This window comes from Variovorax sp. 22077 (assembly GCF_052044195.1).
Lineage (GTDB): Bacteria > Pseudomonadota > Gammaproteobacteria > Burkholderiales > Burkholderiaceae_C > Variovorax > Variovorax atrisoli.
In genome coordinates this window covers 344,545-368,261 of sequence record NZ_JBQEQC010000006.1, presented here as the reverse complement: position 1 = coordinate 368,261, position 23,717 = coordinate 344,545, and the positions used below count along the sequence as shown (strand labels likewise).

Below are 23,717 nucleotides of genomic sequence, written 5' to 3'. Positions count from 1 at the left end.
CTTTTCTTTGGCGAAGCAAAGAAAAGTAGGTCGCCCGCCGGGGCGAGTCCCGGCCCCGGAAAACAAACATCTCACAACATCAAACTAGGCAGCCAACCAATGCACGCTGAAAAGCCTCTCAGGATCAGTCCAAACCGCCCCAGCCCGAAACCCCGCCCTCACAGCCAACGCCCGAAGCCCCTCGACAGTGAACTTGTGCGAGTACTCCGTATGAATGGTCTCCCCTTCCTCGAACGCAAACTCCTGCCCATTCAAGCAAACACTCTGCGCCCGCCGACTCACAAGATGCATCTCGATCCGCCGATGCGGCGCGTTGTAGAACGCCGCATGCGAGAACCCGTCGAGATCGAATCCGGCATCGAGCTCCGCATTCGCCCGCCGCAGCAGGTTGAGGTTGAACTCCGCCGTCACCCCCTGCGCATCGTTGTATGCAGCATGCAGCCGAGCAGGATCCTTCACGAGATCGACCCCGATCAGCAGCCCGCCACCGCGCAACATCCGCGCGGCAAGCTGCAAGAAGGCCAGTGCCTCGTCCGGCTCGAAGTTGCCGATGGTCGAGCCCGGGAAGAACCCGACGCGGCGGCCGGAGCCGGCCATGGGCGCCGGCAGCACCAGCGGCATGGTGTAGTCGGCCGCGATGGGCTGGATCGCCAGATCGGGATAGTCCGCCTTCAGCCGCTCGGCCGCCGCCTCCAGGTGCTCGCCCGAGATGTCGATGGGCAGATAGCGCTTCGGCGTCTCCAGCGCATCGAGCAGCAGCCGCACCTTGGTCAGCGACCCGGCGCCGAACTCGACGATCTCCGCGTTCGGCCCGATCTGCGCCGCGATCTCCGCGGCGCATTCGCCGAGGATGCGCAGCTCGGTGCGCGTCGGGTAGTACTCGGGAAGCTCGCAGATGCGGTCGAAGAGCTGCGAGCCTGCGGCGTCGTAGAAGAACTTGGGCGAGATGCTGCGCGGCGAACGCGCGAGCCCGGCCTGCATCTCGCGGCCGAACTCCGACAGCGGGGTTGCGACCGCAGCGGCAGCCTGCGAAGAAACGTGCGGCTTCCGGCCATCCTTTGCGGGCACGAAGGACAGCGACGAAGAGGAACTTGGATTGCGCATGATCAGAGGTCTTTCGCGAGCCGCAGCCCCGAGAACTGCCAGCGCGCCGCCGGCGGGAAGAAGTTGCGATAGCTGGGCCGCGCATGCCCGGCCGGCGTGGCGACGCTGCTGCCGCGCAGCACCAGTTGCCCCACCATGAACTTGCCGTTGTATTCGGCGGCGATGCCCGGCAGCGGCCTGAAGCCGGGGTACGGGTCGTACGACGACCGCGTCCATTGCCAGACATGCCCGCTCATCTGCGAGATACCGGGCGCATCGTGCGCGGCTTCCCACTCGAACTCGGTCGGCAGCCGCGCGCCGGCCCATTCGGCGTACGCCGCGGCCTCGTAGAAGCTCAACTGCGACACGGGTGCATCGGCCTCGATCGGCCGCACGCCGTGCAGGCCGAACACGTGCCAGCCCGCGCCCGCCTGGGCAGCGGGGCCGGCAAAGCGCAGCCGCGGATCGTCCTGCGCCAGCCAGTAGGCGGGGTGCCGCCAGCCGTTGGCCTGGACCGCGGCCCAGCCGTCGGACAGCCACAGCTCGGGCCGCTGGTAGCCGCCGTCGGCGATGAACTGGGCGTAGTCGCCGCAGTTCACGAGCCGGTCGGCAATCGCGTAGGGCTGCAGCAGCGCCCGATGGCGCGGTGTCTCGTTGTCGAAGGAGAAGCCGTTGCCGTCATGCCCCACCTCGACCATGCCGCCGGGCTGTTCGATCCAGCGCATGGCGGGCGGCACCGCGGCCAGCCGCAGCACAGGGCCGCCGGCGGGCTTGTAGGCCGGCAGCATGGGATTGCAGGAGAACGCGTGCAGGATGTCGGTGAGCAGCAGCTCCTGATGCTGCTGCTCGTGGTTCAGGCCGAGCGTGACGATGGGCTCGATCACGCTCCAGTCGAATCCGCCCTCCTCCAGCAGCGCCAGCACGGCCTCGTCGACGTGGCGCCGGTATTCATGCACCTCGTCCAGCGAGGGCCGCGTGAGCAGGCCGCGCTGCGGGCGCGGATGGCGCGGGCCGAGCGCCTCGTAGTACGAGTTGAAGAGGTAGTGGAAGCGCGGATCGAGGGGCCGGTAGCCGCCCGCGTGCGGCTGCAGCAGCACGCTCTCGAAGAACCATGTGGTGTGCGCGAGATGCCACTTGGTGGGGCTGGCATCGGGCATCGACTGGATGCACTGGTCTTCGGCGGACAGCGGGGCGGCAAGCGCCAGGCTGGTTGCGCGCACTTCGCGGAATCTGTCGCGCAGTGCGCCCGCCGCCGGAATGGTCGGCCGGGAAAGCGTCATGGAATCTCCAGTCGGGTAGCCGCAATTTGTAGCCCATCCGGGTCGCGACGGCACGTAGGACAAGGCGCCGCAGGCCTGCCGCCGCGACTTCGGCAAAGCCGCCCTGGGGCGAGCGCGAGAGTCCGCCACTGTGGCACAAGATGCCGGTGCGTGCAGGAGGCCTGCGTATCATCCGACGCATGCAAACGACCAACCCCTCGGGCAGGCCCAAAGTCGTCATCGTCGGCTGCGGATTCGGTGGCCTCGAAGCGGCGCGCAAGCTGCAGGACGCCGAAGTGGACGTGACGGTGATCGACAAGACCAACCACCACCTGTTCCAGCCGCTGCTCTACCAGGTGGCGACCGCAGGGCTCGCAGCGCCTTCCATCGCGGCGCCGGTGCGCGGGCTGTTCCGCGGGCAGAAGAACATCACGACGCTGCTGGGAGAGGTCAGCGGCATCGACCCGGCCGCGCGATCGGTGCAGCTGGCCAACGGCGACACCGTGCCGTACGACCACCTGATCGTCGCCGCCGGCGCCACACACAGCTACTTCGGGCACGACGAGTGGTCCACCGCCGCCCCCGGGCTGAAGACGCTGGCCGATGCCTTCGAGATCCGCCGCCGCGTGCTGCTGTCGTTCGAAACCGCCGAGATCACCGCCGACCTGGAACGCCGCCGTGCATTGCTCACCTTCGTGGTGATCGGCGCCGGGCCCACCGGCGTCGAGATGGCCGGCACGCTGGCCGAGATCGCCAAGCACACGCTGTCGGGCGAGTTCCGCCACATCGATCCGGCCAGCGCCCAGGTGCTGTTGATCGAAGGCGGGCCGCGCGTGCTGCAGGCCATGCCCGAGTCGCTGAGCGTCAAGGCGCTGGAGCAGTTGCAGAAGCTCGGCGTCGAGGTGCGCCTGAACGCCCGGGTCACCGCCATCGACAACGCCGGGCTCGAAGTGCAGACCGGCGGCGGTGCTGACGGTGCACCGGTCCAGAGCTACCGTATCGATAGCAGCTGCGTGGTGTGGGCCGCGGGCGTGGCGGCCTCGCCGCTGGGGCGGATGCTGGGCGCAGCCACCGGCGTCGAATGCGACCGCGCGGGCCGCATCAAGGTCGAGCCGGACCTGAGCCTCGCGGGGCACCCCGAGATCAGCGTGGTCGGCGACCTCGCCGCCGCCATGAGCTACGCCCCCGGCAAGCCGCCCAAGCCCGTGCCCGGCGTGTCGCCCGGCGCCAAGCAGGCGGGGCGCGCGGCCGCCGCCAACATCCTGCGCCGCATTGCGGGCCGGCCTACGGTGCCGTTCCGCTACGCCGACTACGGCAACCTCGCCACCATCGGCCGCAACTCGGCCGTGGTCGACCTGGGCACGCCCTTTGGCCCGCTGTGCTTCAGCGGCCGGCTCGCGTGGCTTTTCTGGCTGTTCGCGCACGCCTACTTCCTGATCGGCTTCCGCAACCGCATCGTGGTGATGATGGATTGGGCGAGCGCCTACTGGAGCTTCCAGCGCAATGCGCGCGTGGTGGCCGACGTGCAGGGCAAGAGCGAGTCCTGAGAACGAGCCGCGATGCTCTCGCTGTTCATCTGGCTCGCCGCGCATGCCGCCGAGGCGCTGCTGTGCCTCTGGGTGCTGCGCTGGGGCGGCGCCGAGCGGCTCGAAGGAACCTTCGCCTCGGGCTTCCTCTTCAGCAGCTTCGCGCCGCGATGGAGCGCCGAGGGGCTGAAGATGGCGGCGCTGATCCTGCTGGTTTTCTGCGCGATCAGCTTCGCAGCGGGCCTGATCGTGCCCGGGCTGCGCTGCTGGGGCAGTTGCTAGGGTGAATCGAGATTCGAGCGGGGCCACGACCGTCGATTCGCCCTGAGAGCGCCCCGCCTCACCGGAGCCGGAACTCACAGGCTCAGAAGAGCCCTCCCCACCGGCCGCCGCCCCAGTGCGGCTGCGCCTGTTGTTCCTCGCGCTGGTGCTTGCGCCACTCCCACGGCGGCGTCGGCTGCGGATCGGCCCATAGGCCGGCGCGGCGTGCCTGCGCGCGCTCCTGCAGCTTGAACAGGCCTCCGCCGCGCCTGGTGGCGAGGTGGTTGTAGTCGTACACCCAGGCCCACCCTTCGGACACCATTCGGCTGCCGGCGTCCTCGCCATTGCAGCTCACGTCGGCCACGGTGCGGCCGTAGCGGTCGGTGTCGACCTCGGTGATGAGCGCCTGTTCGCCGAAGCAGATGCCGCTGAGCGCCTGCCTGCTGCGCTGGCCGTAGGGCTGGGCCTTCTCGGGAGCGTCGATGGCCGCGATGCGCACCTTCACGCGCTCATAGGCGCCGATGCGCCCGCAGCGCGCGGTGAGCGTGTCGCCGTCGCTGATGCCGACGACGAGGCAGTTGCGTGGTGCAGCCTGGGAAAGGTGGGGAAAGGCAAGAAGAAGCAGAGAAAGAAGACAGGAAGGCAGCGCGCGAAAGTGCATGAAGAAGCCGGAAAGACCAGGAGATAGGCAGAATGGCCGGTCCGGTCGAGGCTAAGTGATCCGCGCACCGGAACAATTCGGGACACAGTTTTTTTCCTTTCTTTCTCGCGTTCTTACCCGAACCGCGCTTCGAAGGAGACCCCGCACATGCAGGAACCCACCCGGGACGACTGGTTTTCCGCCGCCAACGACGCATGGGATGCAGGCGCGCACAAGAAGGCACTGTCGCTGTTCCTCAAGGCCGCCGTCGCCGGCGAGACCCACGCGCTCAACAGCGTCGGCTACTTCCTCGACCACGGCATCGGCGTGAAGCAGGACAGCACCGCCGCCCGCCAGTGGTACCGCAAGGCCGCCAGGGCCGGCGACATCGCAGGCTGCGCCAACCTCGCCATCTGCTATCGCGACGAAGGCAACTTCCGCTGGGCCCGCTACTGGTTCGAGCGCGCCTACGCCGCGGGCGACGGCGACGCCGCACTTGAGCTGGGACGCCTCTTCCTGTGGGAAGGCCCGCACAAGAACCACCGCAAGGTCGTCGACTACCTGACGAAGGCGATGGCGGCGCCTCAGGTGACGCCGAACGGGAGGGAAGAAGCCGGGAAGCTGCTGAAGTCGCTGGGGCTCGGGCACTGACCGGTCAAGTGCCCGCCCCTTCAGCCGGGTTCACTTCGCCTCGCTCTCCGCCTCCTGCAGCAGGCGCCACATGACCTTCCCGCTCCCGCTCTTGGGCAGCGCGTCGACGAACTGCACCTTGCGCGGGATCTTGTAGACGGCCATGTTCTCGCGGCACCAGTCGATGATCTGCTGCTCGGTGGTGTCCTTGTGCGTGGGGCGCAGCACCACCACGGCCTTGACGGATTCGCCGCGGTAGTCGTCCTTGGTCGAGATCACGCAGGCTTCCTGGATCGCCGGGTGGCGGAACATGAGCAGCTCGACCTCGGCGGGCCACACCTTGAAGCCGCTCGCGTTGATCATGCGCTTGAGGCGGTCGGTGATGAAGAAGTAGCCGTCCTCGTCCATGCGGCCCATGTCGCCCGAGCGGAAGAAGCGCTTGCCCTCGAACTCGACGAAGGCCGCCGCGGTGGCGTCGGGGCGCTTCCAGTAGCCCTGGAACACCTCGGGGCCGTGGATGATGATCTCGCCCGATTCGCCGATGGGCATTTCCTTGAGCGTGTCGGGGTCGACCACGCGCGCATCGGTGCTCATGAACGGGATGCCCAGGCACTGCTGCTTGGGGTTGTCCAGCGGGTTGGTGTGCGAGGGCGCGGCGGTCTCGGTGAGGCCGTAGCCCTCCTGGTACTTCAGGCCGTACTGCTCGAAGAGGCGCTGCGCCACGGCCTGGGGCATGGCGGCGCCGCCGCCGCCGATGTAGGTCATGCTCGACAGGTCGTAGTCCTTGAAGTTGGGGCTGGCCATCAGGTCGATGACCATGGTCGGGATGTTGGTCCAGGCCGTGACCTTCCAGCGCGAGATGAGCCGGCCGGCCACGTCGCGGTCCCAGCGCGGCATGATGATCAGCGTGGCCGCCGCGAGGATGGCGGTGTGCATCATGCTCACCACGCCGGTGATGTGGAACATCGGCACCACCGCGAGCACCACCGTCTCGGAGGTCGAGCAGCCCCACATCTGGCCTGAGACGGCGTTGTGCATCAGGCTGGAGTGGTTGTGGATGCAGCCCTTGGGCAGGCCGGTGGTGCCGCTGGTGTAGGGCAGCAGCGCCATGTCGTTGGCGCCCACCACGTGCTCGGGCGGCCGGTGGCCGGCCTCGAGCGCATCGGTCCAGGCGACGACCTTGCCGCCATCGAGCGCGGGCAGCGGGTGGCGCGTGGTGAGCCACTCCTTCCAGGCGGGCGCCGGGGCGTCGTCGCCCGAGGCTTCGGCGTCGAAGGCGTCGGTGAACTGGGTCACGATCATGTGGTCCAGCCGCTGCCCGGGCGGCAGCGAGTTGCTGGCCTTGGCCAGCTCGGGCGCCAGGTCGCCGGTGATGAGGGCCACCTTGGCGTCGGGGTCGGTGATGTAGTGCTTGAGCTCCTCGGCCCGGTTCATCGGGTTGACCGGCACCACCACCGCGTTGGCGCGCAGGATCGCGAAATGCGCGATCACCAGTTGCGGGCAGTTCTGCATGTCCAGGATCACGCGGTCGCCGCGCTTCACGCCCAGCGCGTGCAGCGTGCCGGCCAGCCGGTCGACCTGCGCGGCGAACTCGCGGTAGCTGGTCACGCGGCCGAAGAACACCAGCGCGGGCTTGTCGGGGTAGCGTGCGGCCGAGGTGGCGAGGTTGTGCCAGAGCGAGGTGGCGGGGACGGTGATCGAGTGCGGGAGGCGCTTGGGCCAGAACTTGTAATGCGGGCGTTGTTCCATGGTGGGCACGGGCGGGGGATGGACGAGAGGGCGGGAAGGTGGATTCCCGCCAGCCTAAGCCGCCACGTCCGCCGCTCGCATCGGGGAAGCCCCCGGGGGCGTCGCCTAGGTGACGCCATTTTTTCTCACATGCCCGGCCCTGCCGGACGCGCTCTGCGACTACAGACAGGCGCCGCCTTCCGCGCGATACCTGCGGGCTGTTCTCTTTTCCTTTCCCCTCCCGTCCACCCACTCACCCACCGAAGGAGCTTCCATGGCAGCAGAAAAGCACGCGAGCGTTCACTGGGAAGGCGCCGGCAAGACCGGCAAGGGCCTGGTCAGCACCGAGACCGGCGCCCTCAAGGACTACCCCTACGGCTTCGCCAGCCGCTTCGAGGACGACAAGCGCGGCACCAACCCCGAGGAAATCGTCGGCGCCGCGCACGCCGCCTGCTTCACGATGGCCTTCGCCTTCGCGCTGGAGCGGGAAGGCCTGGCGGCCACGAAGATCGACACCCGCGCGGCCGTGCGGCTGGCCAAGGACGGCGACGGCTTCAAGATCGACCGCATCGCGCTCGAACTAGACGCCAGCGTGCCCAACCTCGACGAGGCGAAGTTCCAGCAGATCGCGGCCGCCGCCAAGGCCGGCTGCCCGCTGTCGAAGGCGCTGGCGAGCGTGCCCGAGATCACGCTGAAGGCCACGCTGGCCGGCTGAGCGGTCTGCCTATGATCGTCTCCTCACAAAAATAGGAGACGGATCATGAACAAGCCCATCCGGACCGCACTCGCGGTCCTTTCCCTCGGCCTCGGCGCCACGGCGGCGATGGCCGCCTTTCCCGACAAGCCGATCAAGATCGTCATCGGCTTTCCCGCCGGCGGCCCCCTCGACCAGCATGCGCGCCTGCTGACGGACAAGCTGCAGGCCGTGCTGGGCCAGCCGCTGATCGTCGACTACAAGCCCGGCGCGGGCGGCTCGGTGGGTGCCGACGCGGTCGCCAAGAGCCCGGCCGACGGCTACACGCTGATGCTGGCCAATACGGGCGTGGCGGTGATCAACGGCGCGCTCTACAGCAAGCTGCCCTACAACACGCAGCGCGACTTCGTGCCCATCGCGCGCACCGCGATGCAGCCGCTGGCGCTCTTGGTCACGCCCAAGCTGCCGGTGCAGAACCTAAAGCAGTTCATCGACTACGCCAAGGCGCGGCCCGGCCAGGTCAACTACGGCTCGGCCGGCAACGGCGGCATCAGCCACCTGGTGCCGGAGATGTTCAAGACCGCCACCGGCATCTTCATGGTGCACATCCCCTACCGAGGCAGCGCCCCGGCCTTCACCGACCTGATGGGCGGGCAGGTCCAGTTCATGGCCGAGTCGATCCCGCAGGCGGCCAACTACCACAAGCAGGGCAAGGTGCGCGCCCTGGCCGTGACCAGCCGCGAGCGCAACCCCGCCCTGCCCGACATCCCGACCGTGATCGAGTCGGGCGTCAAGGGCTTCGAGGTGGTGGGCTTCTACGGCTTCCTCGCGCCGAAGGACACGCCGAAAGACGTGGTCGCCAAGCTGAGCGACGCCTTCAGGCAGGTGCTCAGCAACCCCGAAGTGCGCGAACGCATGGTGAGCCAGGGCGCCGACCCGGCCTTCCTGGGCAGCGAGGATTTCGCGCGCTTCCTCGCGACGGAAACACCGCGCTGGGAGAAGGCAGTGAAGGCATCCGGCGCGCGGATGGACTGATCCCGCGCAGAACGCCGCTCAGGGCGGCGTGGCCGCGTGCCGCTCGAGCCGTGCGCGGTCCAGCAGCTCGATGGCGCGGTAGCGCACGCGCAGCGTGCCGTCCTCCTCCCACAGCTTGAGCTGCCGGTTCACGCTCTGGCGCGACACGCCGAGCATGAACGACAGGTCTTCCTGCGATACGCCCAGCAGCGTGCCGCCGCCCTTGCCCGTGCCCTCATCCGCGCCCTCCGCGCGCGCGTCCAGCGTGAGCAGGCGGTGCGCGAGCCGCACCGGCAGCGGCATCAGGATCACGTCGTCGATCCACGCCAGCGCCTGGCGCAGCCGCAGGCACACCAGCCGGGTGAAGGCCATGTGCACGTCGGGATGCTCGGCCACCAGCCGATGGAAGTCGGCCGCCGCGACCACCGCCATCTCGGTGGTGTCGACAGCGCAGGTGTCGTACACACGCTCGCGCCCCACCAGCAGCGACACCTCGCCGAACCAGTGGCCGGGTTCGAGCATCGCGATCACCGCCTCGCGCCCGCCCGGCGCCACCACGCTCACGCGCAGCGAGCCGGCCACCACGCCGAATAGAGCGTCGGGCGACGAGCCCTTGTGGAAGAGCGATTCGCCGCGCGCCAGCGTGCGCCGGTGCGCCACTTCGAGCAGCCGCCGCTGCACGTCCTGGGCCAGCCGCATGTCGCCGTTGTGCACCGGCGATGGCTGCGCGTCCGGGGCCGTGTCAGGGGATGAAGGGAGCGTGCGTGGCATCGCGGGTTTGTCCGTAGCGTCGATTGCCAACACCGGACAGTCTTGTTTCAGGGGCTTGCCGATAGTACGCAGCGAGCCCGGGCCGGCGCATTCGCGCCAACCCGATGTCAGCAGCCATTCCTCTCACATGGAGCACACCCGATGAGCAAAGACGACACCCCACGCACCGAACTCCAGGCCCGCCGCGAGCGCCTCGTGCTCGACCACTTCGCCGACGAGACCCGGCAGGACTTCGACGCCGTGCTCGGCACCTTCCCGCATCCGCACTACGAGCTGGTTCCCAGCGGCGAGGTGCACGACGGCATCGCCGAGGTGCGCCAGTACTACATCGACACGCGCCGCGCCTTTCCCGACCAGCGCCACGAGATCATCCAGCTGCGCCACGCCGACGACTCGGTGATCGTCGAGTTCTGGCTGCTGGGCACGCACAAGGGGCCGCTCAAGGGCCTGCCGCCCACCGGCAACAGCTTCCGCTGCCGCATGAACGCCTTCTTCATCTTCGAGGGCGACCGGCTGGTGTGCGAGCGCGTGTACTTCGACACGCTCACGATGCTGCGGCAGCTGCTGGCTGGCGTGCCGGCGGAGCAGGTCGGCGCACTGGTGGGCGGGCTGCTGGGCCAGCCGGCCGCCGCACGCGCAGCAGCGGCAGCAGAGACGGCCACGGCATGAACGCGCTGCACGGCGATGCGCTCGCGGGCCGGCATGCCATCGTGACCGGCGGCGCGCGCGGCATCGGGCTGGCGATCGCGCGGCGCTACCTCGCGGCCGGTGCAAGCGTCGCGCTGTGGGACCTGGACGCGCTGGCGCTCGCCCATGCCATGGAGACGCTCGCGCCGCTGGGCAACGCCGTGTCGGCAGTCGTCGACGTGCGTGAGGAAGACCAGATCGCCCGCGCGGCCGCGCAGTCGCAGGAGCGCTTCGGCGGCATCGACGTCCTCGTCAACAACGCCGGGGTGCTGGGGCCGACGGTGCCGGCCTGGGAGCACACGCCCGCGCAGTGGCGCAACGTGCTCGACGTCAACCTCACGGGGGCGTGGCTGTGCTGTCGGGCAGTGGCACCGGCGATGCTCGCGCAGCGGCGCGGCCGCATCGTCAACATCGCCTCGGTCGCAGGCAAGGAGGGCAACGGCTTCAACGCCGCGTACTCCGCCTCGAAGGCCGGTCTCATCGCGCTCACCAAGTCGCTGGGCAAGGAACTGGCCTCGTCCGGCGTGCTGGTGAACTGCATCACGCCCTCGGCGGCAGACACCGAGGTGTTCGCCGCCGTTCCGGCCGAGCACCGCGAGCAGCTGCGCACCGCCCTGCTCTCGCGCGTGCCGATGGCGCGCTTTGTCGAGGTCGACGAGGTGGCCGCCATGGCGGCATGGCTCGCGTCGGACGACTGTTCCTTCAGCACCGGCGCGGTGTTCGACATCTCGGGCGGGCGCTCGATGTACTGAGCGCCCGCTCATTTCGCTTCGCTTCCTTCGAAGGCTGACAAGGAGACCCCCATGACCAGAGACCCCGAACCCTCCGGCTTCGCACAGCTGGCGGATTTCGACGGCGCGCGCGACGCCGCCATGCCGCAGGAGCGCCTGCGCGCCATCCGCCGCGTCGCCGAGGGCCTGCGCGAGCGCCTGCTCGACGCGCCGCCGGTGCGCTTCGCGCGCAGCTTCGACCTGCTGCGCATTCCGTACCCGGCGTGGTTCGCCTTCACGGGCGTCTATTCGCAGCAGCTGCTCAAGCCGCACATGGTGCATCTGCTGGCGCGCACGGTGGTCGTCCAGTACGACGACTTCGAGGGCCGGCTGCGCACGCTGCTGTTCACGCCGGCGGACTTCGAGGCCGGCAACGAGACGCCCTACTTCAAGCGCCTGGCCGAGCAGACGCCGAAGTTCCTGCACAAGGCGATCGCGCCGGTCTACCGGACCGTGCCGCAGGCGCTGGCGAGCTGCGGCATCGCGCCGGAACAGGTCGACTACATCACCTACGACCACCTGCACACGCAGGACCTGCGCCGGTGGCTGGGCAGCGCCGCCACGCCGGGCCTGCTGCCCAACGCCAGGCTGCTGGTGCATCGCCAGGAGCTCGCGAGCGTGCAGGGACTGATGCCGGTGCAGGCCGAGTGGTACTGCCCGCACGGGCTCGACGGCATCCCGGCCGAAAGAATCGTCGCTTTCGACGGCAGCATCCAGCTCGGCCGCGGTCTGGCGCTGGTGCACACGCCGGGCCATACCGAAGGCAACCATTCTCTGGTCTACCGCACGGGCGACGGCCTGCGGGTGAGCAGCGAGAACGGCGTGGCGGCCGACAGCTGGGCGCCGCTGCAGTCGCGGCACAACGGCATCCGCCGCTACGCGCAGGCCACCGGCGCGGAGGTGATCCTCAACGGCAACACGCAGGAAAGCAGCAACGACCAGTACCTGTCGATGGTGCTGGAGAAGACGCTTGCAGGCAGCTCGGCAGCGCACGGCTTCAGCAACGTGGTGCCGTCGGCCGAATGCACGCCGCACTGGCTCTTTCCGGGGGCGCCAGCCAGCTTCCTCTGGGGCGAGACCAGCTTCGGAACGCCGGTGAAGGCCTGACCGAACGATTCGACACGAGGAGACAGACGATGAACACAGCCACCCTGGCCGGGGCGCAAGCGCAATCCCAGGCGGACGCCGATGCGCGCGAGGACGCCGCCCTCTTCCGCAGGATCACATGGCGCCTGATGCCGCTGCTGTGCGCCTGCTACGTGCTGAACTACCTGGACCGCACCAACGTGGGCTACGCGCAGCTTCAGATGAAGGAGCAGCTCGGCTTCAGCGACGCGGTGTTCGGCCTGGGCGCCGGCATCTTCTTCATCGGCTACGCGGTGTTCGAGATTCCGAGCAACCTGATGCTCGCGAAGATCGGCGTGCGCGCCACGCTGCTGCGCATCATGGGCCTGTGGGGGCTGGCCTCGGCGGCGATGATGTTCGCGACCACGCCCGCGCAGTTCTACGTGCTGCGCTTCCTCATCGGCGTGTTCGAGGCCGGCTTCGCGCCGGGCGTGCTGTTCTACCTGACGCTGTGGTTCCCTTCTCACCGCCGCGCGCAGGCCACGGCCCTCTTCTTCATGGCCTTCGGCGCGGCACCCATCGTGGCCGGACCGATCGCGGGGCTCACGATGACGTACCTCGACGGCGCGCTGTCGCTGCGCGGCTGGCAGTGGCTCTTCCTGCTGGAGGGGCTGCCGAGCGTGCTGCTGGGCATCGCGGCCTTCGGCTGGCTGTCGAACAGTCCGGCGCAGGCGGCCTGGCTCAGCGCCGCCGAGAAGCAGCGCGTGGCCCGCCTGCTGGCCGAAGACCAGGCCGCGCACGGCGCCGCCGAGCGCCACACCTTCGGCGCGGCGATGCGCGACGGCCGGGTCTGGCTGATCGGCTTCATGTCGTTCCTCATCATCCTGGGCATCTACGCGCTGTCGTTCTGGCAGCCCACCATCCTCAAGTCGATGGGGCTGAGCGTGCTGCAGATCGGCTTCTATTCGGTGATCCCGGCGGTGGCGGGCATCGCGGCGAACATCGTGGTGGGCCGGCACTCCGACCGCAGCAAGGAGCGGCGCTGGCACTTCGCGCTCAGCGCGGTCGCGGGTGCGGCCGGGCTGGCGCTGACCACGTTCTTCATGCACGACGCGATCGCCGCCGTGCTCTGCCTCGCGCTGGCGGCCATGGGCATCTCGGCGGCGTTCACCGTGCTGTGGGCTGTGCCGGGCAACTTCATGTCAAAGAGCGCAGCGGCCGCGGGCATTGTGCTCATCAGCACCATCGGCGGCAGCGCGGGGCTGGTGGCGCCGATGATGGTCGGCTGGCTCAAGCAGCTCACGGGCGGCTTCACCGCCAGTCTCTACGTGCTGAGCGGGGCGCTGGTGCTCTCGGCATTGCTCATGCTTGTGGCACTGCCTGCCAGCGCGCTGGGGCGCCCCCGGCACTGAATCGGCGCACCGCGCCGGCCTCCCGACCGGAGGCATGCTCCATTCAGGTGCGCAAATCTTGCATACCAGTTGGCACAGAAGCTGCTGGTATGCAGGCATATGGCCATCTCCGCATCCGAAATCAGTGCACGCATCGTCGAGGCGGTGATGGCGCAGAAGCTCGCGCCGGGCTCTCGCCTGGGCGAGCAGCAGCTGGCGATGCTGTTCGACTGCAGCCGCACCATCGTGCGCGAGGCGCTCACGCGGCTGGCGGCGCGCGGCATCGTCACCGTGAGCGCGCGGCGCGGCTGGTTCGTCATCGAGCCTTCGCAGGACGAGGCGCGCGAGGCCTTCGAGGCGCGGCGCGTCATCGAGCTGGGGCTCATCCGCAGCGTGGGCAAGATCGAGAAGACCGCCCTGCGCCAGCTCAAGGCGCACCTGCAGCGTGAAAAGGCCGCACTGAAAGAGCGCGACGTCGGCAACCGCAGCTTCCTGCTGGGCGATTTCCACGTCTGCCTGGCCGAGTGCCTGGGCAACACGCTGCTGGCCGACACGCTGCGCGACTACACGGCGCGCACCACCCTGATCGCCATGCTCTACCAGTCCACGCACGACGCGGTGCAGTCCTGCGAGGACCACGTGCGCATCGTCGCGGCGCTGGAGCGCGGCGACCACGCCGCCGCCGAGGCGCTGATGGCCGAGCACATCGGCACGGTGCAGTCGGCCCTGCGCGTGCAGGCACCCTCCGATCCGCTGGCGCAGCTGCGCGACGCGCTGGCGCCGCTGCACAACACCGCCGCCACTGCCCCCGCAACGCCCAAGGGCAGGCGCCGCAAGCCCGGCGCGCCGCCCGATTCCGATTCTTCGACTTACCTAGGAGCCCTGCTATGACCTTCTCTGCTTCCAAACGCCGCATCGCCCTGGCGCTCGCTTCCGCCGCCATGCTGGCCTCTGCCGGCGCCGCGCACGCCCAGAACGCGCTGGACAACGTGCTCAAGGCCAAGACCATCAAGATCGCCGTGCCCACCGACTACCCGCCCTACGGCTCGGTCGACAAGAACATGAAGCCGCAGGGCCTCGACGTGGAAATGGCCGAGCTCATCGCCGCCAAGCTCGGCGTGAAGGTCGAGCTGGTGCCCGTGACCAGCGCCAACCGCATCCCGTACCTGCAGACCAGGAAGGCCGACCTCGTGATTTCCACGCTGGGCAAGAACCCCGAGCGCGAGAAGGTGATCGACTTCTCGTCGGCCTACGCGCCCTTCTTCCAGGCCGTGTACGCCCCCAAGAGCATGAAGCTCACCAGCTTCGCCGACATGGCCGGCAAGACCGTGGCCGTGACGCGCGGCGCGATGGAAGACCAGGAGCTGAACAAGGTGGCGCCGCCGAACGTCGACTACCGCCGCTTCGAGGACAACAACGCGACCATCGCCGCCTTCGTGGCCGGCCAGACGCAGACCATCGCGACCAGCGCCGCCGTCGCGGGCGACATGCTCGCCAAGAACCCGAAGGTCAGCGCCGAGTTCAAGCTGCTGCTCAAGGACAGCCCCTGCTTCGTCGGCGTCGCCAAGGGCGAGACCGCGCTGAAGACCAAGGTCAACGAGATCATCGCCGCCGCCAAGAAGGACGGCACGCTGGACGCCCTGTCCAAGAAGTGGCTGGGCAAGGCTGCCGGCGACCTGCCGGTCTGAACAAGTACTCCCCATGCTTCGCGCACTTCGTGTCGCTGCGCACACCCCCTCGCCGGGGGCGACGCCTGCGGCCCGGCAAAGCCGGTTCCGCGGCGTTCCACGAAGAGAAGACTGACTTATGAACATCGAGTTTGATTTCGGCGCGGTGCTCTCCGAATGGCCGCTGCTGCTGCGGGGCGTTGCATGGACCATCGGCCTGACCGCGGTCGGCACCGTGCTGGGCATGATCGTGGGCACCTTCTGCGCGTGGGCGCGCGCCGACGGCCCGAAGTGGCTGCGCGCCATCGTGGGCACCTACGTGGAGCTGATCCGCAACACGCCCTTCATCGTGCAGCTGTTCTTCATCTTCTTCGGGCTGCCGGCGGCGGGCGTAAAGCTCACGCCGGAAGTGGCCTCGGTGATCGCGATGGTGCTGAACCTGGGGGCCTACTCCACCGAGATCATCCGCGCCGGCATCGAGGCCACGCCTAAGGGGCAGATCGAGGCGGCAGTGAGCCTGGCGCTGAGCCGCTCGCAGGTGTTCCTGCGCGTGGTGCTGCCGCCGGCGCTCAAGAAGGTATGGCCCGCGATGGTGAGCCAGATCGTCATCGTGATGCTGGGCTCGGCAGTGTGCGGGCAGATCTCCACCGAGGAGCTGAGCTACGCGGCCAACCTCATCCAGAGCCGCAACTTCCGCGCCTTCGAGGCCTTCATCGTCGCCACGCTGATCTACCTGGCGCTGTCGGTGGCGCTGCGACGGCTGCTCGACTGGGCCGGGCCGAAGTTCTTCTTCGGCCGCTGAGCAACCAAGCGAAAGCACCCCGACATGGCTGATTTTTCTCTCTGGGACATCCTGCGCAACCTGCTGCTGGCACTGCGCTGGACTGTCGTGCTCTCGCTCATCGCCTTCATCGGCGGCGGCATCGTGGGCGCGCTGCTTCTGTTCCTGCGGCTGCGCGGCGGCAAGGCGATCGGCCGGGCCGTGGGCCTCTACGTGCAGCTCTTCCAGGGCACGCCGCTGCTGATGCAGCTCTTCCTGGCCTACTTCGGCATCGCGCTCTTCGGCGTGGACGTGTCGGCGTGGACCGCCGCCAGCGTCGCGCTCACGCTCTACACCAGCGCCTTCCTCACCGAGATCTGGCGCGGCTGCGTGGCATCGATCCCCAAGGGGCAGTGGGAGGCGTCGGGCAGCCTCGCCTTGAGCTTCGGCGAGCAGCTGCGCCACGTAATCCTGCCGCAGGCGGTGAAGATCGCCATCGCGCCCACAGTGGGCTTCCTGGTGCAGGTCATCAAGGGCACCGCGCTCGCGTCGGTGATCGGTTTCGTCGAACTCACCAAGGCCGGCAGCATGATTTCGAACGCCACCTTCAAGCCCTTCGTGGTGTTCAGCTGCGTGGCCCTGCTTTATTTCGTGCTGTGCTTCCCGGTGAGCCTGTACGCCAAGAACCTCGAGAGGAAATCCCATGGCCGCCGTGCTTGACCCTTCGCAACAACAGACGCCCGCCACCTCGGTGGGCTCGCCCATCGTGCGCATCACGGCGCTGCGCAAGTCCTACGGCACCAACGAGGTGCTCAAGGGCATCGACCTCGACGTGAAGCGCGGCGAGGTGATCGCCATCATCGGCAAGAGCGGCTCGGGCAAGAGCACGCTGCTGCGCTGCGTCAACGGCCTGGAGGTATTCCAGGAAGGCTCGCTCACGGTGGACGGCAAGCCGCTGCTGCACGAGAGCGCCATGGCCATGCGCGAGCTGCGCCAGCGTGTGGGCATGATCTTCCAGAGCTTCAACCTGTTTCCGCACCTGTCGGTGGGCCGCAACGTGATGCTCGCGCCCACGCTGGTCAAGAAGCGCACCAGCCTCGAAGCCGCCTCGCAGGCCCGCAAGCTGCTCGCGCGCGTGGGCCTGGCCGAGAAGTTCGACGCCATGCCCGACCAGCTCTCGGGCGGCCAGCAGCAGCGCGTGGCCATCGCCCGCGCGCTGGCGATGGAGCCGGCCGTGCTGCTGTGCGACGAGATCACTTCCGCCCTCGACCCCGAGCTGGTCGGCGAGGTGCTGCGGGTGGTGGAGTCGCTGGCCGACGAGGGCATGACGCTCCTCATGGTCACGCACGAGATGAACTTCGCGCGCAAGGTCAGCGACCGCGTGATCTTCATGCACCAGGGCCGCGTGCACGAGATGGGGCCGCCGGCGGAGCTCTTCGGCAATCCGCAGACGGCGGAGCTCAAGCAGTTCCTGTCCTCGCTGCACGACTGAGCCGGAGCCCTGCGGTTATCCTCTGCCCATGGCCTGCCTGCGTACCGCCTCCATTATTCGACCCATCCGTAAGACGGTGGGTTAGCGCGCGGCACTTCGAACGACACATCAGGTACACGCCATGCAACCCGCCCCAGGAGGCGGGTTTTTCGTTTCCTGGGGCTCTTCTCTTCAAGCCTTCAGGAGATCGAGATGACACCGCCACTCCCCCGCCCCGTGCTCCACATCGTCTGCGGCAAGATCGGCGCCGGCAAGTCCACGCTCATGCGGCAGCTCGCCGAAGCGCCCGCCACCGTGCTGATCAGCGAAGACGCCTGGCTGGCGGCGCTGTACCCCGGCGAGATCCACGAACTGCCCGACTACGTGCGCTGCGCGGGCCGGCTCAAGCAGGCCATGGCGGACCACGTGGCCGGCCTGCTCAGGGCCGGCGTGCCGGTCGTGCTCGACTTTCCGGCCAACACCGTGGCCAGCCGACGTTGGATGCGCGGCATCTTCGAGGCAGCCGGCGCGGCGCACAGGCTGCACTTTCTCGACGTACCCGACGAGGTCTGCAGACAGCGCCTGCGGGCGCGCAACGCGAGCGGCACGCATCCCTTCGAGACGACGGACGAGCAGTTCGAGCTGATCAGCAGCCACTTCGCGGCGCCTTCGCCGGAAGAGGGCTTCGACGTGGTCAGGCATGCCTGAAGCCTCGCGCCGCTATGCTCTGCCCCCGATGCAGATCGAACAAGCCAGGCCCTCCGAGGCCGCCACCGTCGCGGCCGTCCTCAGCGAAGCCGCCCAATGGATCGCCGGCGAGGGCCGGCCGCTGTGGTCGGAGGCCGACGTCGGGCTGGAGCGCGTGCAGCGCGACACCGATGCCGGCGGCTACTTCATCGCCCGCGAAGGCGGCGAGGTGGCGGGCGTGATGCGGATCGACCTCGATGACCCGGGCTTCTGGCCCGAGATGGAGACCGGCACATCGCTCTACGTGCACAAGCTCGCAGTCAGCCGGGCCTGGGCGGGGCGCGGGGTTTCGATACGGCTCCTGGAATTCGCACGCGAACGCACCGCAGGGCTCGGCCGCCCCTTCCTGCGGCTGGACTGCGTGGCCGACCGGGTGCCGCTGCGCTCGCTGTACGAGCGCTTCGGCTTTTCACTGCACAGCGTGATCCACAAGGGCGAACGGGCCTTCGCCCGCTACGAATTGCGCGTTCCCTGCGCCTGAGCCGGCTCAGTCAGCGTCGGGCCTGGGCAACTGCACGGCCCACCAGAGCTTGCCGGTCACCCAGTGCCGCTCGAGGCCGGGCGGCGGCGGCAGCGAATGCTGGTCGCCCACCCACAGCACGCCGTGGCGCTCGACCTGCGCAACCGACACCCATGGGCTTGCGACCAGGTCGCCTTCGAGCAGCACCAGCGGCCGCTCGGGCAGCCTCAGCGCGATGGCGCTCGCGATGCGCGAGGAACCGCCGACGATCATGACAGGCCCGCCCAGCACGGCACGCGCCGGCGGACCGATGCGCGCAGCGAAGTGCTCCGAGCGGAAGCCTGCGGACTTGCTCTTGGACAGGCCCAGTCCGCTCATCGGCGACATCACCCAGGTCAGCGCGAACAGCAGGATCTGCACCGCCAGGAAACCCGTGGTCGCGTCACGGCGCTCGATGCGATGCCAGCGGCCCATCGGCAGCAGCAGCATCAGCGCCGCACAGGTGAAGGACATGAACGCGGTGCCCCACTGGAACTGGAGGTCGGCCCCGGTGGCCAGGCCGATCAGCACGATGACCGTCAGCGGCAACAGGCCCCAGATGAAAAGGAATGCCCGTGCGTCGGGGCCGACCTCGGGTGGCGGCGTCCCGGTTTGCCGCGACGCGGGTGCGGCGGCGCTTCTCGTCTTCCACAGCAGGCCCGCGGCCAGCAGCAGCGCCGGGCTCAACCTGTTGAGCTGGTCGGCCAGCCAAAGCAGTGCGTGGGCGGTGCGCTGCGCGCACGTCATTGCGGCGCCCAGCGACGTGTGGCGGGCGTAGCGCAGCGGCAGGAAGTCGTGCGTCACCAGCCACCAGAGATGCGGTGCGAACACCGCGAAGGCGACGGCCGCCGCGCCCAGCAGACCGCGCAGGTGCAGCGGGTCGCGCCAGCCGCGCTGCGTGAGCCAGAAGGCGATCACGCTCAGGGCCGCCAGCGCGACCTGGTACTTGGCCAGCGCCCCGAGGCCGAGCATGAGCCCCAGCGCAAGCCAGGCGACGCGCGAGCGGTCCGCGAAGGCGCGCCAGCAGAACCACGCAGACGCCGCCACGAAGAGGAGCAGCACCGTGTTGTGGTTGTAGAAGTCGAGGCGGCCGCTGTAGTAGGTGATGCTCAGCGAACCCAGCATGGCCAGCGCCGCGAAATGGCTGCCCGCCAGCTCGCGCACGAGCCGCCACGAGATCACGAGCGCGCCGCAGATCACCAGCGCGCCGGCGGCGCTCACCACCCATCCGTGGATGCCGAAGAGCTGCACCAGCGGCCAGATCATCATCGTGGGCAGCGGCGGGTGCTTGTGGTAGCCCCACTCGATGGAGCGGACCCAGGTGAGCTGCTCGACGGAATCCGATGGCGGCGTCAGGTGCAACGCCGAAAGCACGCACAGCCATGTGACGGCCCAGAGCGCCATCCAAGCCATCGCGGACGCAAAGTGGGAACTACCGCGGGGCCGGGCAATCGGCGATGGCGCATCGTCGCGTACGGCAGGACTGGCCGCGCGCACCGAAGCATCCCCGGTGCCATCGGGTTGAAGCAGCATGAAAAAGCATCCGTGTGAGAGTGGAAAGAGCCGGCGCCAACGCCTGCTCCCGTCGCTCGCATGGGTGGCATTCCTGTCGTCGCAGGAATGCGTGCCTGGTGCGCCCGCCGAATATAACCATTTCGCACTACATAACTTTACTTTCGGGATGGAAAAATTTACATGTAGTTTGAAAATTCGGCGCCACAGAAGCCGGGTCCAGGGAACCCTGCGCGCCTGTGGCAAGCTCCCACGGCTATGAACTTCCGTCCCGTGCTTCCTTCCACCAGCTCCCGTCGGCGGGTGCTGCACGCGCTGCTGGGCGCCGCGGCCCTGCAGGCGCCCTTCGCCGCGCTGGCCGGCTTCAATTTCTTCACCAGCGAATACACCGCCAGCCGCGACGAGCTGCAGGCGCAGATCGCCAAACGCTTTCCGGTGGCCGAGCGCTACGCCGAGATCTTCATGGTCGGCCTGCGTGATCCGCAGCTGGGGCTGGATTCGAGGGCCAACCGTGCGGCCATCACCGCCACGCTGACCATCGCGAGCCCGCTGCTGGCAGCCTCGCCGGTGCAGGGCGTGGTGTCGGTCAGCAGCGCGCTGAAGTACGACGCCACGGCACGCGCCCTGCGGCTGGACCAGCCCAAGGCCGAGCGGCTCGAGCTGCAGGGCATCGAGGGCCGCGACGCCGAGCGGCTGCAGAAGGTGGGCGCGGTGGTCGCGCAGGAACTGCTTCAGGGGCAGGTGCTGCGCAGCTTCACGGCCGACGAACTCACGGTCGGGCGCAAGACCTACGAGATCGGCGACATCACGGTGCAGGACAACGGAATCAAGGTACAGCTCAAATGAAATACGCCCTCCTGGCTTCGGTGCTGGTCCTTGCCGGCTGCACGGCCATCATGCCCACGGCCACGCAGCACTTCGACCTCGAGGCGCATCGCGGCGGACGCGGGCTGGCACCCGAGAACACGCTGGCCGCCTTCTCCAACGCCGTCGACATGGGCGTCACCACGCTGGAGCTGGACATCGGGCTCACTTCCGACGGCGTGGTGGTGATCTCGCACGACACCTCGCTCAACCCCGACCACACGCGCGATGCGAGCGGCGCATGGCTCGCGCCCAGGAGCGGCGCGCCCATCCGCACGCTCACGCTGGCGCAGCTGCAGACCTACGACGTGGGCCGCATCAACCCGGCGAGCAACTACGGCAAGCAGTTCGCGCTGCAGATTCCGCGCGACGGCGAGCGCATCCCCACGCTGGCCTCGCTCTTCGCACAGGTGCAGGCGCGCGGCGCCGAGGCGGCCACGGTCCGCTTCAACATCGAGACCAAGATCGACCCCTCGAAGCCCGACGAGACCGCCGCGCCCGAACCGATGGTGCGCGCGCTGCTCGCCGAGATCGACAAGGCGAACATGGCCGGGCGCGTGACCATCCAGAGCTTCGACTGGCGCACGCTCACGCTGGTCGGCAAGCTCGCGCCGCAGATGCCGCGCGCCTACCTCACCACGCCGCGCACGCTGAAGGACAGCCGCTGGACCGACGGCCTCGATGCCGCCAGCTTCGCCTCGGTGCCGCAGATGGTCCGGGCCGCGTCGGCCAACGCGCCGGGGCCGGTGGTCTGGTCGCCGGCATTCGCCGACCTCACGCCCGAGGTCATCCGCGAGGCGCACAAGCTCGGCCTGAAGGTGCTGCCCTGGACGGTGAACCAGCGCGCAGACATGCAGCGGCTGATGGACTGGGGCGCCGACGGCATCATCACCGACTACCCCGACATCCTGCGCGACCTGATGCGCGAACGCGGCCTCTCGCTGCCGCCGCCCGGAAGGAACGCATCGTGAGCGCCGCGCTGCAGCAACTCGACAACGTCGCCGCGCGCGTCGCGGCCCTGCGCGACAGCCAGGGCGGCTCCGTCACCAGGCTGTCGGACGAGGCCCGCGCCAGCACCGAATTGCTGGGCGCCCTGCCCCCGCGCTACGGCGAGGTGCTGCTGGGGCTGCTCGACCGGCTCGAATCGAGCGCGCTCTTCAGCGAGGAAAGCTGTTCGTTCAGCCAGAAGGACCTGCTCGACAACCTGCAGGTGTGGGTCGACAAGGCCCGAGGCCAGCTGGTCTCTTGACCGGCGCGCCGTTTGGCCGGTTTATCATCCCGCCCCATGCGCACCCTGCTGCTCGCCATCATGATCGTCCTGCTGCCCGTGCGCGGCTGGCTGGGCGACGCGATGGCGGTCGAGATGGTGCGCCACTCGCTGCCGGCGGCCATGGAAGCCGCGACCGTGGCTTCCGCCGCGGCCGAAGCCCACTGCCACGAGGCAATGGACGCGGATGCGGGCGGCGGCGACATGGCGATGGCCATGGACATGTCCGCCCACGGCAGCAGCCATGACGACGGCGGCTCCGGCACCACCAGCCACGGCGACCACCAGGGCTGCGGCACCTGCGTCGCCTGCCAGGTCTGCCACACGGTCGCGCTCGGCGGCATGCCCCTTGTCGCCATCGTCCACGGCGCGCCCCAGGCGTCGCACCCGGCGCACGCGGCCCGCTTCGTCAGCGCGGAGCCCGTCCAGGGCCTGAAGCCGCCCATTTCCTGATCTCCCTGCCCGTAGTCCGTCCGCAGTGAGCCCGTTGCTACGGCTCGCGGCGTCCGTCGTATTGCTCATGGAGATCGAAAGTGAATTCCCCCGTTCGTCGGCAGCCTGCCGGCATCCGTGGCCATCGCAGGCGCAGTGAAGCGCGCCCGCCCCGGCTCCCATCCATCAGGACCGTCAAGATCGGCACAGCGCTGGCCGCCGCGCTGGTGCTCGCCGGCTGCGCGAGCCTCTCGCCCGACGGCGGCAGCGCCGACGTGCAGGCGCTTGTCGGCACCAATCCGCTCATGGCGGGCACGACCGCCCAGCGCGCGCCCGACGAGGCCTCGCTGAAGAGCGTCGATGCGCTGCTGGCCAAGCCGCTGGACGTCGAGGCCGCGGTGCGCATCGCGCTCATCAACGGTCCGCGCGTGCAGGACGCCTTCGCCACCCTGCAGCTGAGCGACGCCGACCGCGTGCAGGCCGCGAGCCTGCCGAACCCGGTGCTGTCGTTCAGCCGCCTTGCGCAGGGCCGCGAGCGCGAGTTCGAGCGGATGCTCAGCTTCAACGTGCTGGGCCTCGTCACGCTGCCATGGCAGGCCCGGTGGGCCGGCCAGCGGCACGAGGCCGCCAAGCTGCAGGCCGCGCAGAGCGTGCTGGTGCTGGCCGCCGACACGCGACGCGCCTGGGTGCGCGCGGTGGCGGCGCAGCAGAGCGTGGCCTACCTGCGCGACGCGAAGGAAGCCGCCGAAGCCGGCGCCGAGCTCGCGCACCGCATGGCCCAGGCCGGCAACTGGAGCGCGCTGCAGCGCACGCGCGAGCAGTTGCTGCTGGCCGACGCGGCCGCGCAGCTGGCGCGCGCCGACCAGGCCGCGGTGGCTTCGCGCGAACAGCTCACGCGCCTGATGGGCCTGGGGGGGGAGCGGGCCACCCACCCCCCCCCCCCCCACCCCCCCCCCCCCCCCCCCCCCCCCCCCCCCCC

Annotated in this window: 27 protein-coding genes; 21 read left to right on the top strand and 6 right to left on the bottom strand. The window is 69.1% G+C overall.

Annotated features, from left to right (window positions below):
• Nucleotides 1-84 precede the first annotated feature (84 nt).
• Together egtD and egtB are read right to left on the bottom strand one after the other, a co-directional pair.
• Nucleotides 85-1,104 carry an L-histidine N(alpha)-methyltransferase gene (egtD, locus tag ACTJLF_RS11780; RefSeq protein WP_440883126.1) on the bottom strand — a complete coding sequence of 340 codons (1,020 nt, stop codon included), beginning with the start codon at nucleotides 1,102-1,104 and terminating at the stop codon, nucleotides 85-87.
• A 2-nt stretch (nucleotides 1,105-1,106) separates the two neighbouring features.
• A complete protein-coding gene (gene egtB / locus ACTJLF_RS11775) occupies nucleotides 1,107-2,363 on the bottom strand; it encodes an ergothioneine biosynthesis protein EgtB (protein ID WP_440883125.1) in 1,257 nt (418 codons plus the stop codon).
• Nucleotides 2,364-2,542: 179 nt separating this feature from the next.
• Here egtB and ACTJLF_RS11770 point away from each other — a divergent pair, with 179 nt between their 5' ends.
• Both ACTJLF_RS11770 and ACTJLF_RS11765 read left to right on the top strand, forming a co-directional pair.
• Nucleotides 2,543-3,889: an NAD(P)/FAD-dependent oxidoreductase gene (locus ACTJLF_RS11770; protein ID WP_440883124.1), complete on the top strand. Its 1,347-nt coding sequence runs from the start codon at nucleotides 2,543-2,545 to the stop codon at nucleotides 3,887-3,889.
• Nucleotides 3,890-3,901: 12 nt separating this feature from the next.
• The gene (locus ACTJLF_RS11765) at nucleotides 3,902-4,150 is read left to right on the top strand and encodes a hypothetical protein (RefSeq protein WP_126185557.1); all 249 of its coding nucleotides are present in this window, start codon (nucleotides 3,902-3,904) and stop codon (nucleotides 4,148-4,150) included.
• Between the two features lie 82 nt (nucleotides 4,151-4,232).
• On the opposite strand, the gene ACTJLF_RS11760 is transcribed toward ACTJLF_RS11765, so the two are convergent.
• Entirely contained in the window at nucleotides 4,233-4,790 is a 558-nt protein-coding gene (locus ACTJLF_RS11760) for a thermonuclease family protein (RefSeq protein WP_019654931.1), read from the bottom strand.
• Nucleotides 4,791-4,937: 147 nt separating this feature from the next.
• Here ACTJLF_RS11760 and ACTJLF_RS11755 point away from each other — a divergent pair, with 147 nt between their 5' ends.
• On the top strand, nucleotides 4,938-5,420 hold the full coding sequence (locus tag ACTJLF_RS11755) for a tetratricopeptide repeat protein (RefSeq protein WP_019654930.1): 483 nt from the start codon (nucleotides 4,938-4,940) through the stop codon (nucleotides 5,418-5,420).
• 30 nt (nucleotides 5,421-5,450) lie between these two features.
• Here ACTJLF_RS11755 and ACTJLF_RS11750 read toward each other — a convergent pair whose 3' ends face one another.
• Nucleotides 5,451-7,148 (bottom strand): long-chain fatty acid--CoA ligase, encoded by a 1,698-nt coding sequence (locus ACTJLF_RS11750; protein ID WP_440883123.1) that lies wholly within the window; start codon nucleotides 7,146-7,148, stop codon nucleotides 5,451-5,453.
• A 253-nt stretch (nucleotides 7,149-7,401) separates the two neighbouring features.
• Between ACTJLF_RS11750 and ACTJLF_RS11745 the strand changes: the two genes are divergently transcribed.
• Both ACTJLF_RS11745 and ACTJLF_RS11740 read left to right on the top strand, forming a co-directional pair.
• A complete protein-coding gene (locus tag ACTJLF_RS11745) occupies nucleotides 7,402-7,842 on the top strand; it encodes an OsmC family protein (protein WP_019654928.1) in 441 nt (146 codons plus the stop codon).
• A gap of 45 nt (nucleotides 7,843-7,887) precedes the next feature.
• Entirely contained in the window at nucleotides 7,888-8,856 is a 969-nt protein-coding gene (locus ACTJLF_RS11740) for a Bug family tripartite tricarboxylate transporter substrate binding protein (protein WP_019654927.1), read from the top strand.
• An 18-nt stretch (nucleotides 8,857-8,874) separates the two neighbouring features.
• On the opposite strand, the gene ACTJLF_RS11735 is transcribed toward ACTJLF_RS11740, so the two are convergent.
• Nucleotides 8,875-9,606, bottom strand: coding sequence for a Crp/Fnr family transcriptional regulator (locus ACTJLF_RS11735; RefSeq protein ID WP_440883122.1), 732 nt, complete (start codon nucleotides 9,604-9,606; stop codon nucleotides 8,875-8,877).
• A 141-nt stretch (nucleotides 9,607-9,747) separates the two neighbouring features.
• Here ACTJLF_RS11735 and ACTJLF_RS11730 point away from each other — a divergent pair, with 141 nt between their 5' ends.
• The 11 genes from ACTJLF_RS11730 to ACTJLF_RS11680 all read left to right on the top strand — a co-directional run bounded on the left by ACTJLF_RS11730 (nucleotide 9,748) and on the right by ACTJLF_RS11680 (nucleotide 18,645).
• Nucleotides 9,748-10,275, top strand: a complete 528-nt coding sequence (locus tag ACTJLF_RS11730; RefSeq protein WP_440883121.1) for an ester cyclase — start codon at nucleotides 9,748-9,750, stop codon at nucleotides 10,273-10,275.
• Nucleotides 10,272-11,045, top strand: a complete 774-nt coding sequence (locus ACTJLF_RS11725) for an SDR family NAD(P)-dependent oxidoreductase (protein WP_440883120.1) — start codon at nucleotides 10,272-10,274, stop codon at nucleotides 11,043-11,045. Before ACTJLF_RS11730 ends, ACTJLF_RS11725 begins: the two co-directional genes overlap by 4 nt.
• Nucleotides 11,046-11,096: 51 nt before the next feature.
• Nucleotides 11,097-12,170: a hypothetical protein gene (locus tag ACTJLF_RS11720; RefSeq protein ID WP_440883119.1), complete on the top strand. Its 1,074-nt coding sequence runs from the start codon at nucleotides 11,097-11,099 to the stop codon at nucleotides 12,168-12,170.
• 29 nt (nucleotides 12,171-12,199) lie between these two features.
• The gene (locus ACTJLF_RS11715) at nucleotides 12,200-13,540 is read left to right on the top strand and encodes an MFS transporter (protein WP_440883118.1); all 1,341 of its coding nucleotides are present in this window, start codon (nucleotides 12,200-12,202) and stop codon (nucleotides 13,538-13,540) included.
• Nucleotides 13,541-13,639: 99 nt separating this feature from the next.
• Nucleotides 13,640-14,410, top strand: a complete 771-nt coding sequence (locus ACTJLF_RS11710) for a GntR family transcriptional regulator (RefSeq protein ID WP_440883117.1) — start codon at nucleotides 13,640-13,642, stop codon at nucleotides 14,408-14,410.
• Nucleotides 14,407-15,207: a transporter substrate-binding domain-containing protein gene (locus ACTJLF_RS11705; RefSeq protein WP_354421400.1), complete on the top strand. Its 801-nt coding sequence runs from the start codon at nucleotides 14,407-14,409 to the stop codon at nucleotides 15,205-15,207. Before ACTJLF_RS11710 ends, ACTJLF_RS11705 begins: the two co-directional genes overlap by 4 nt.
• A 118-nt stretch (nucleotides 15,208-15,325) precedes the next feature.
• Nucleotides 15,326-15,988, top strand: a complete 663-nt coding sequence (locus ACTJLF_RS11700; protein WP_019654919.1) for an amino acid ABC transporter permease — start codon at nucleotides 15,326-15,328, stop codon at nucleotides 15,986-15,988.
• A 24-nt stretch (nucleotides 15,989-16,012) separates the two neighbouring features.
• A complete protein-coding gene (locus ACTJLF_RS11695) occupies nucleotides 16,013-16,666 on the top strand; it encodes an amino acid ABC transporter permease (protein WP_019654918.1) in 654 nt (217 codons plus the stop codon).
• Nucleotides 16,650-17,438, top strand: coding sequence for an amino acid ABC transporter ATP-binding protein (locus ACTJLF_RS11690; RefSeq protein ID WP_019654917.1), 789 nt, complete (start codon nucleotides 16,650-16,652; stop codon nucleotides 17,436-17,438). Before ACTJLF_RS11695 ends, ACTJLF_RS11690 begins: the two co-directional genes overlap by 17 nt.
• A gap of 192 nt (nucleotides 17,439-17,630) precedes the next feature.
• Complete coding sequence (locus ACTJLF_RS11685) at nucleotides 17,631-18,125, top strand: AAA family ATPase (RefSeq protein ID WP_440883116.1); 495 nt, start codon at nucleotides 17,631-17,633, stop codon at nucleotides 18,123-18,125.
• 28 nt (nucleotides 18,126-18,153) lie between these two features.
• Nucleotides 18,154-18,645, top strand: coding sequence for a GNAT family N-acetyltransferase (locus ACTJLF_RS11680; protein ID WP_440883115.1), 492 nt, complete (start codon nucleotides 18,154-18,156; stop codon nucleotides 18,643-18,645).
• Between the two features lie 6 nt (nucleotides 18,646-18,651).
• Here ACTJLF_RS11680 and ACTJLF_RS11675 read toward each other — a convergent pair whose 3' ends face one another.
• A complete protein-coding gene (locus tag ACTJLF_RS11675) occupies nucleotides 18,652-20,067 on the bottom strand; it encodes an ArnT family glycosyltransferase (protein WP_440883114.1) in 1,416 nt (471 codons plus the stop codon).
• Between the two features lie 366 nt (nucleotides 20,068-20,433).
• Here ACTJLF_RS11675 and ACTJLF_RS11670 point away from each other — a divergent pair, with 366 nt between their 5' ends.
• The 5 genes from ACTJLF_RS11670 to ACTJLF_RS11650 all read left to right on the top strand — a co-directional run.
• Nucleotides 20,434-21,021 carry a DUF1439 domain-containing protein gene (locus ACTJLF_RS11670; protein WP_132755423.1) on the top strand — a complete coding sequence of 196 codons (588 nt, stop codon included), beginning with the start codon at nucleotides 20,434-20,436 and terminating at the stop codon, nucleotides 21,019-21,021.
• Nucleotides 21,018-22,010, top strand: coding sequence for a glycerophosphodiester phosphodiesterase (locus ACTJLF_RS11665; RefSeq protein ID WP_440883113.1), 993 nt, complete (start codon nucleotides 21,018-21,020; stop codon nucleotides 22,008-22,010). Before ACTJLF_RS11670 ends, ACTJLF_RS11665 begins: the two co-directional genes overlap by 4 nt.
• Nucleotides 22,007-22,288 (top strand): hypothetical protein, encoded by a 282-nt coding sequence (locus tag ACTJLF_RS11660; RefSeq protein ID WP_440883112.1) that lies wholly within the window; start codon nucleotides 22,007-22,009, stop codon nucleotides 22,286-22,288. Before ACTJLF_RS11665 ends, ACTJLF_RS11660 begins: the two co-directional genes overlap by 4 nt.
• A gap of 36 nt (nucleotides 22,289-22,324) precedes the next feature.
• A complete protein-coding gene (locus ACTJLF_RS11655; RefSeq protein ID WP_440883111.1) occupies nucleotides 22,325-22,759 on the top strand; it encodes a hypothetical protein in 435 nt (144 codons plus the stop codon).
• An 80-nt stretch (nucleotides 22,760-22,839) separates the two neighbouring features.
• On the top strand, nucleotides 22,840-23,717 hold an 878-nt coding region (locus tag ACTJLF_RS11650), incomplete at its 3' end, for a TolC family protein (RefSeq protein ID WP_440883110.1).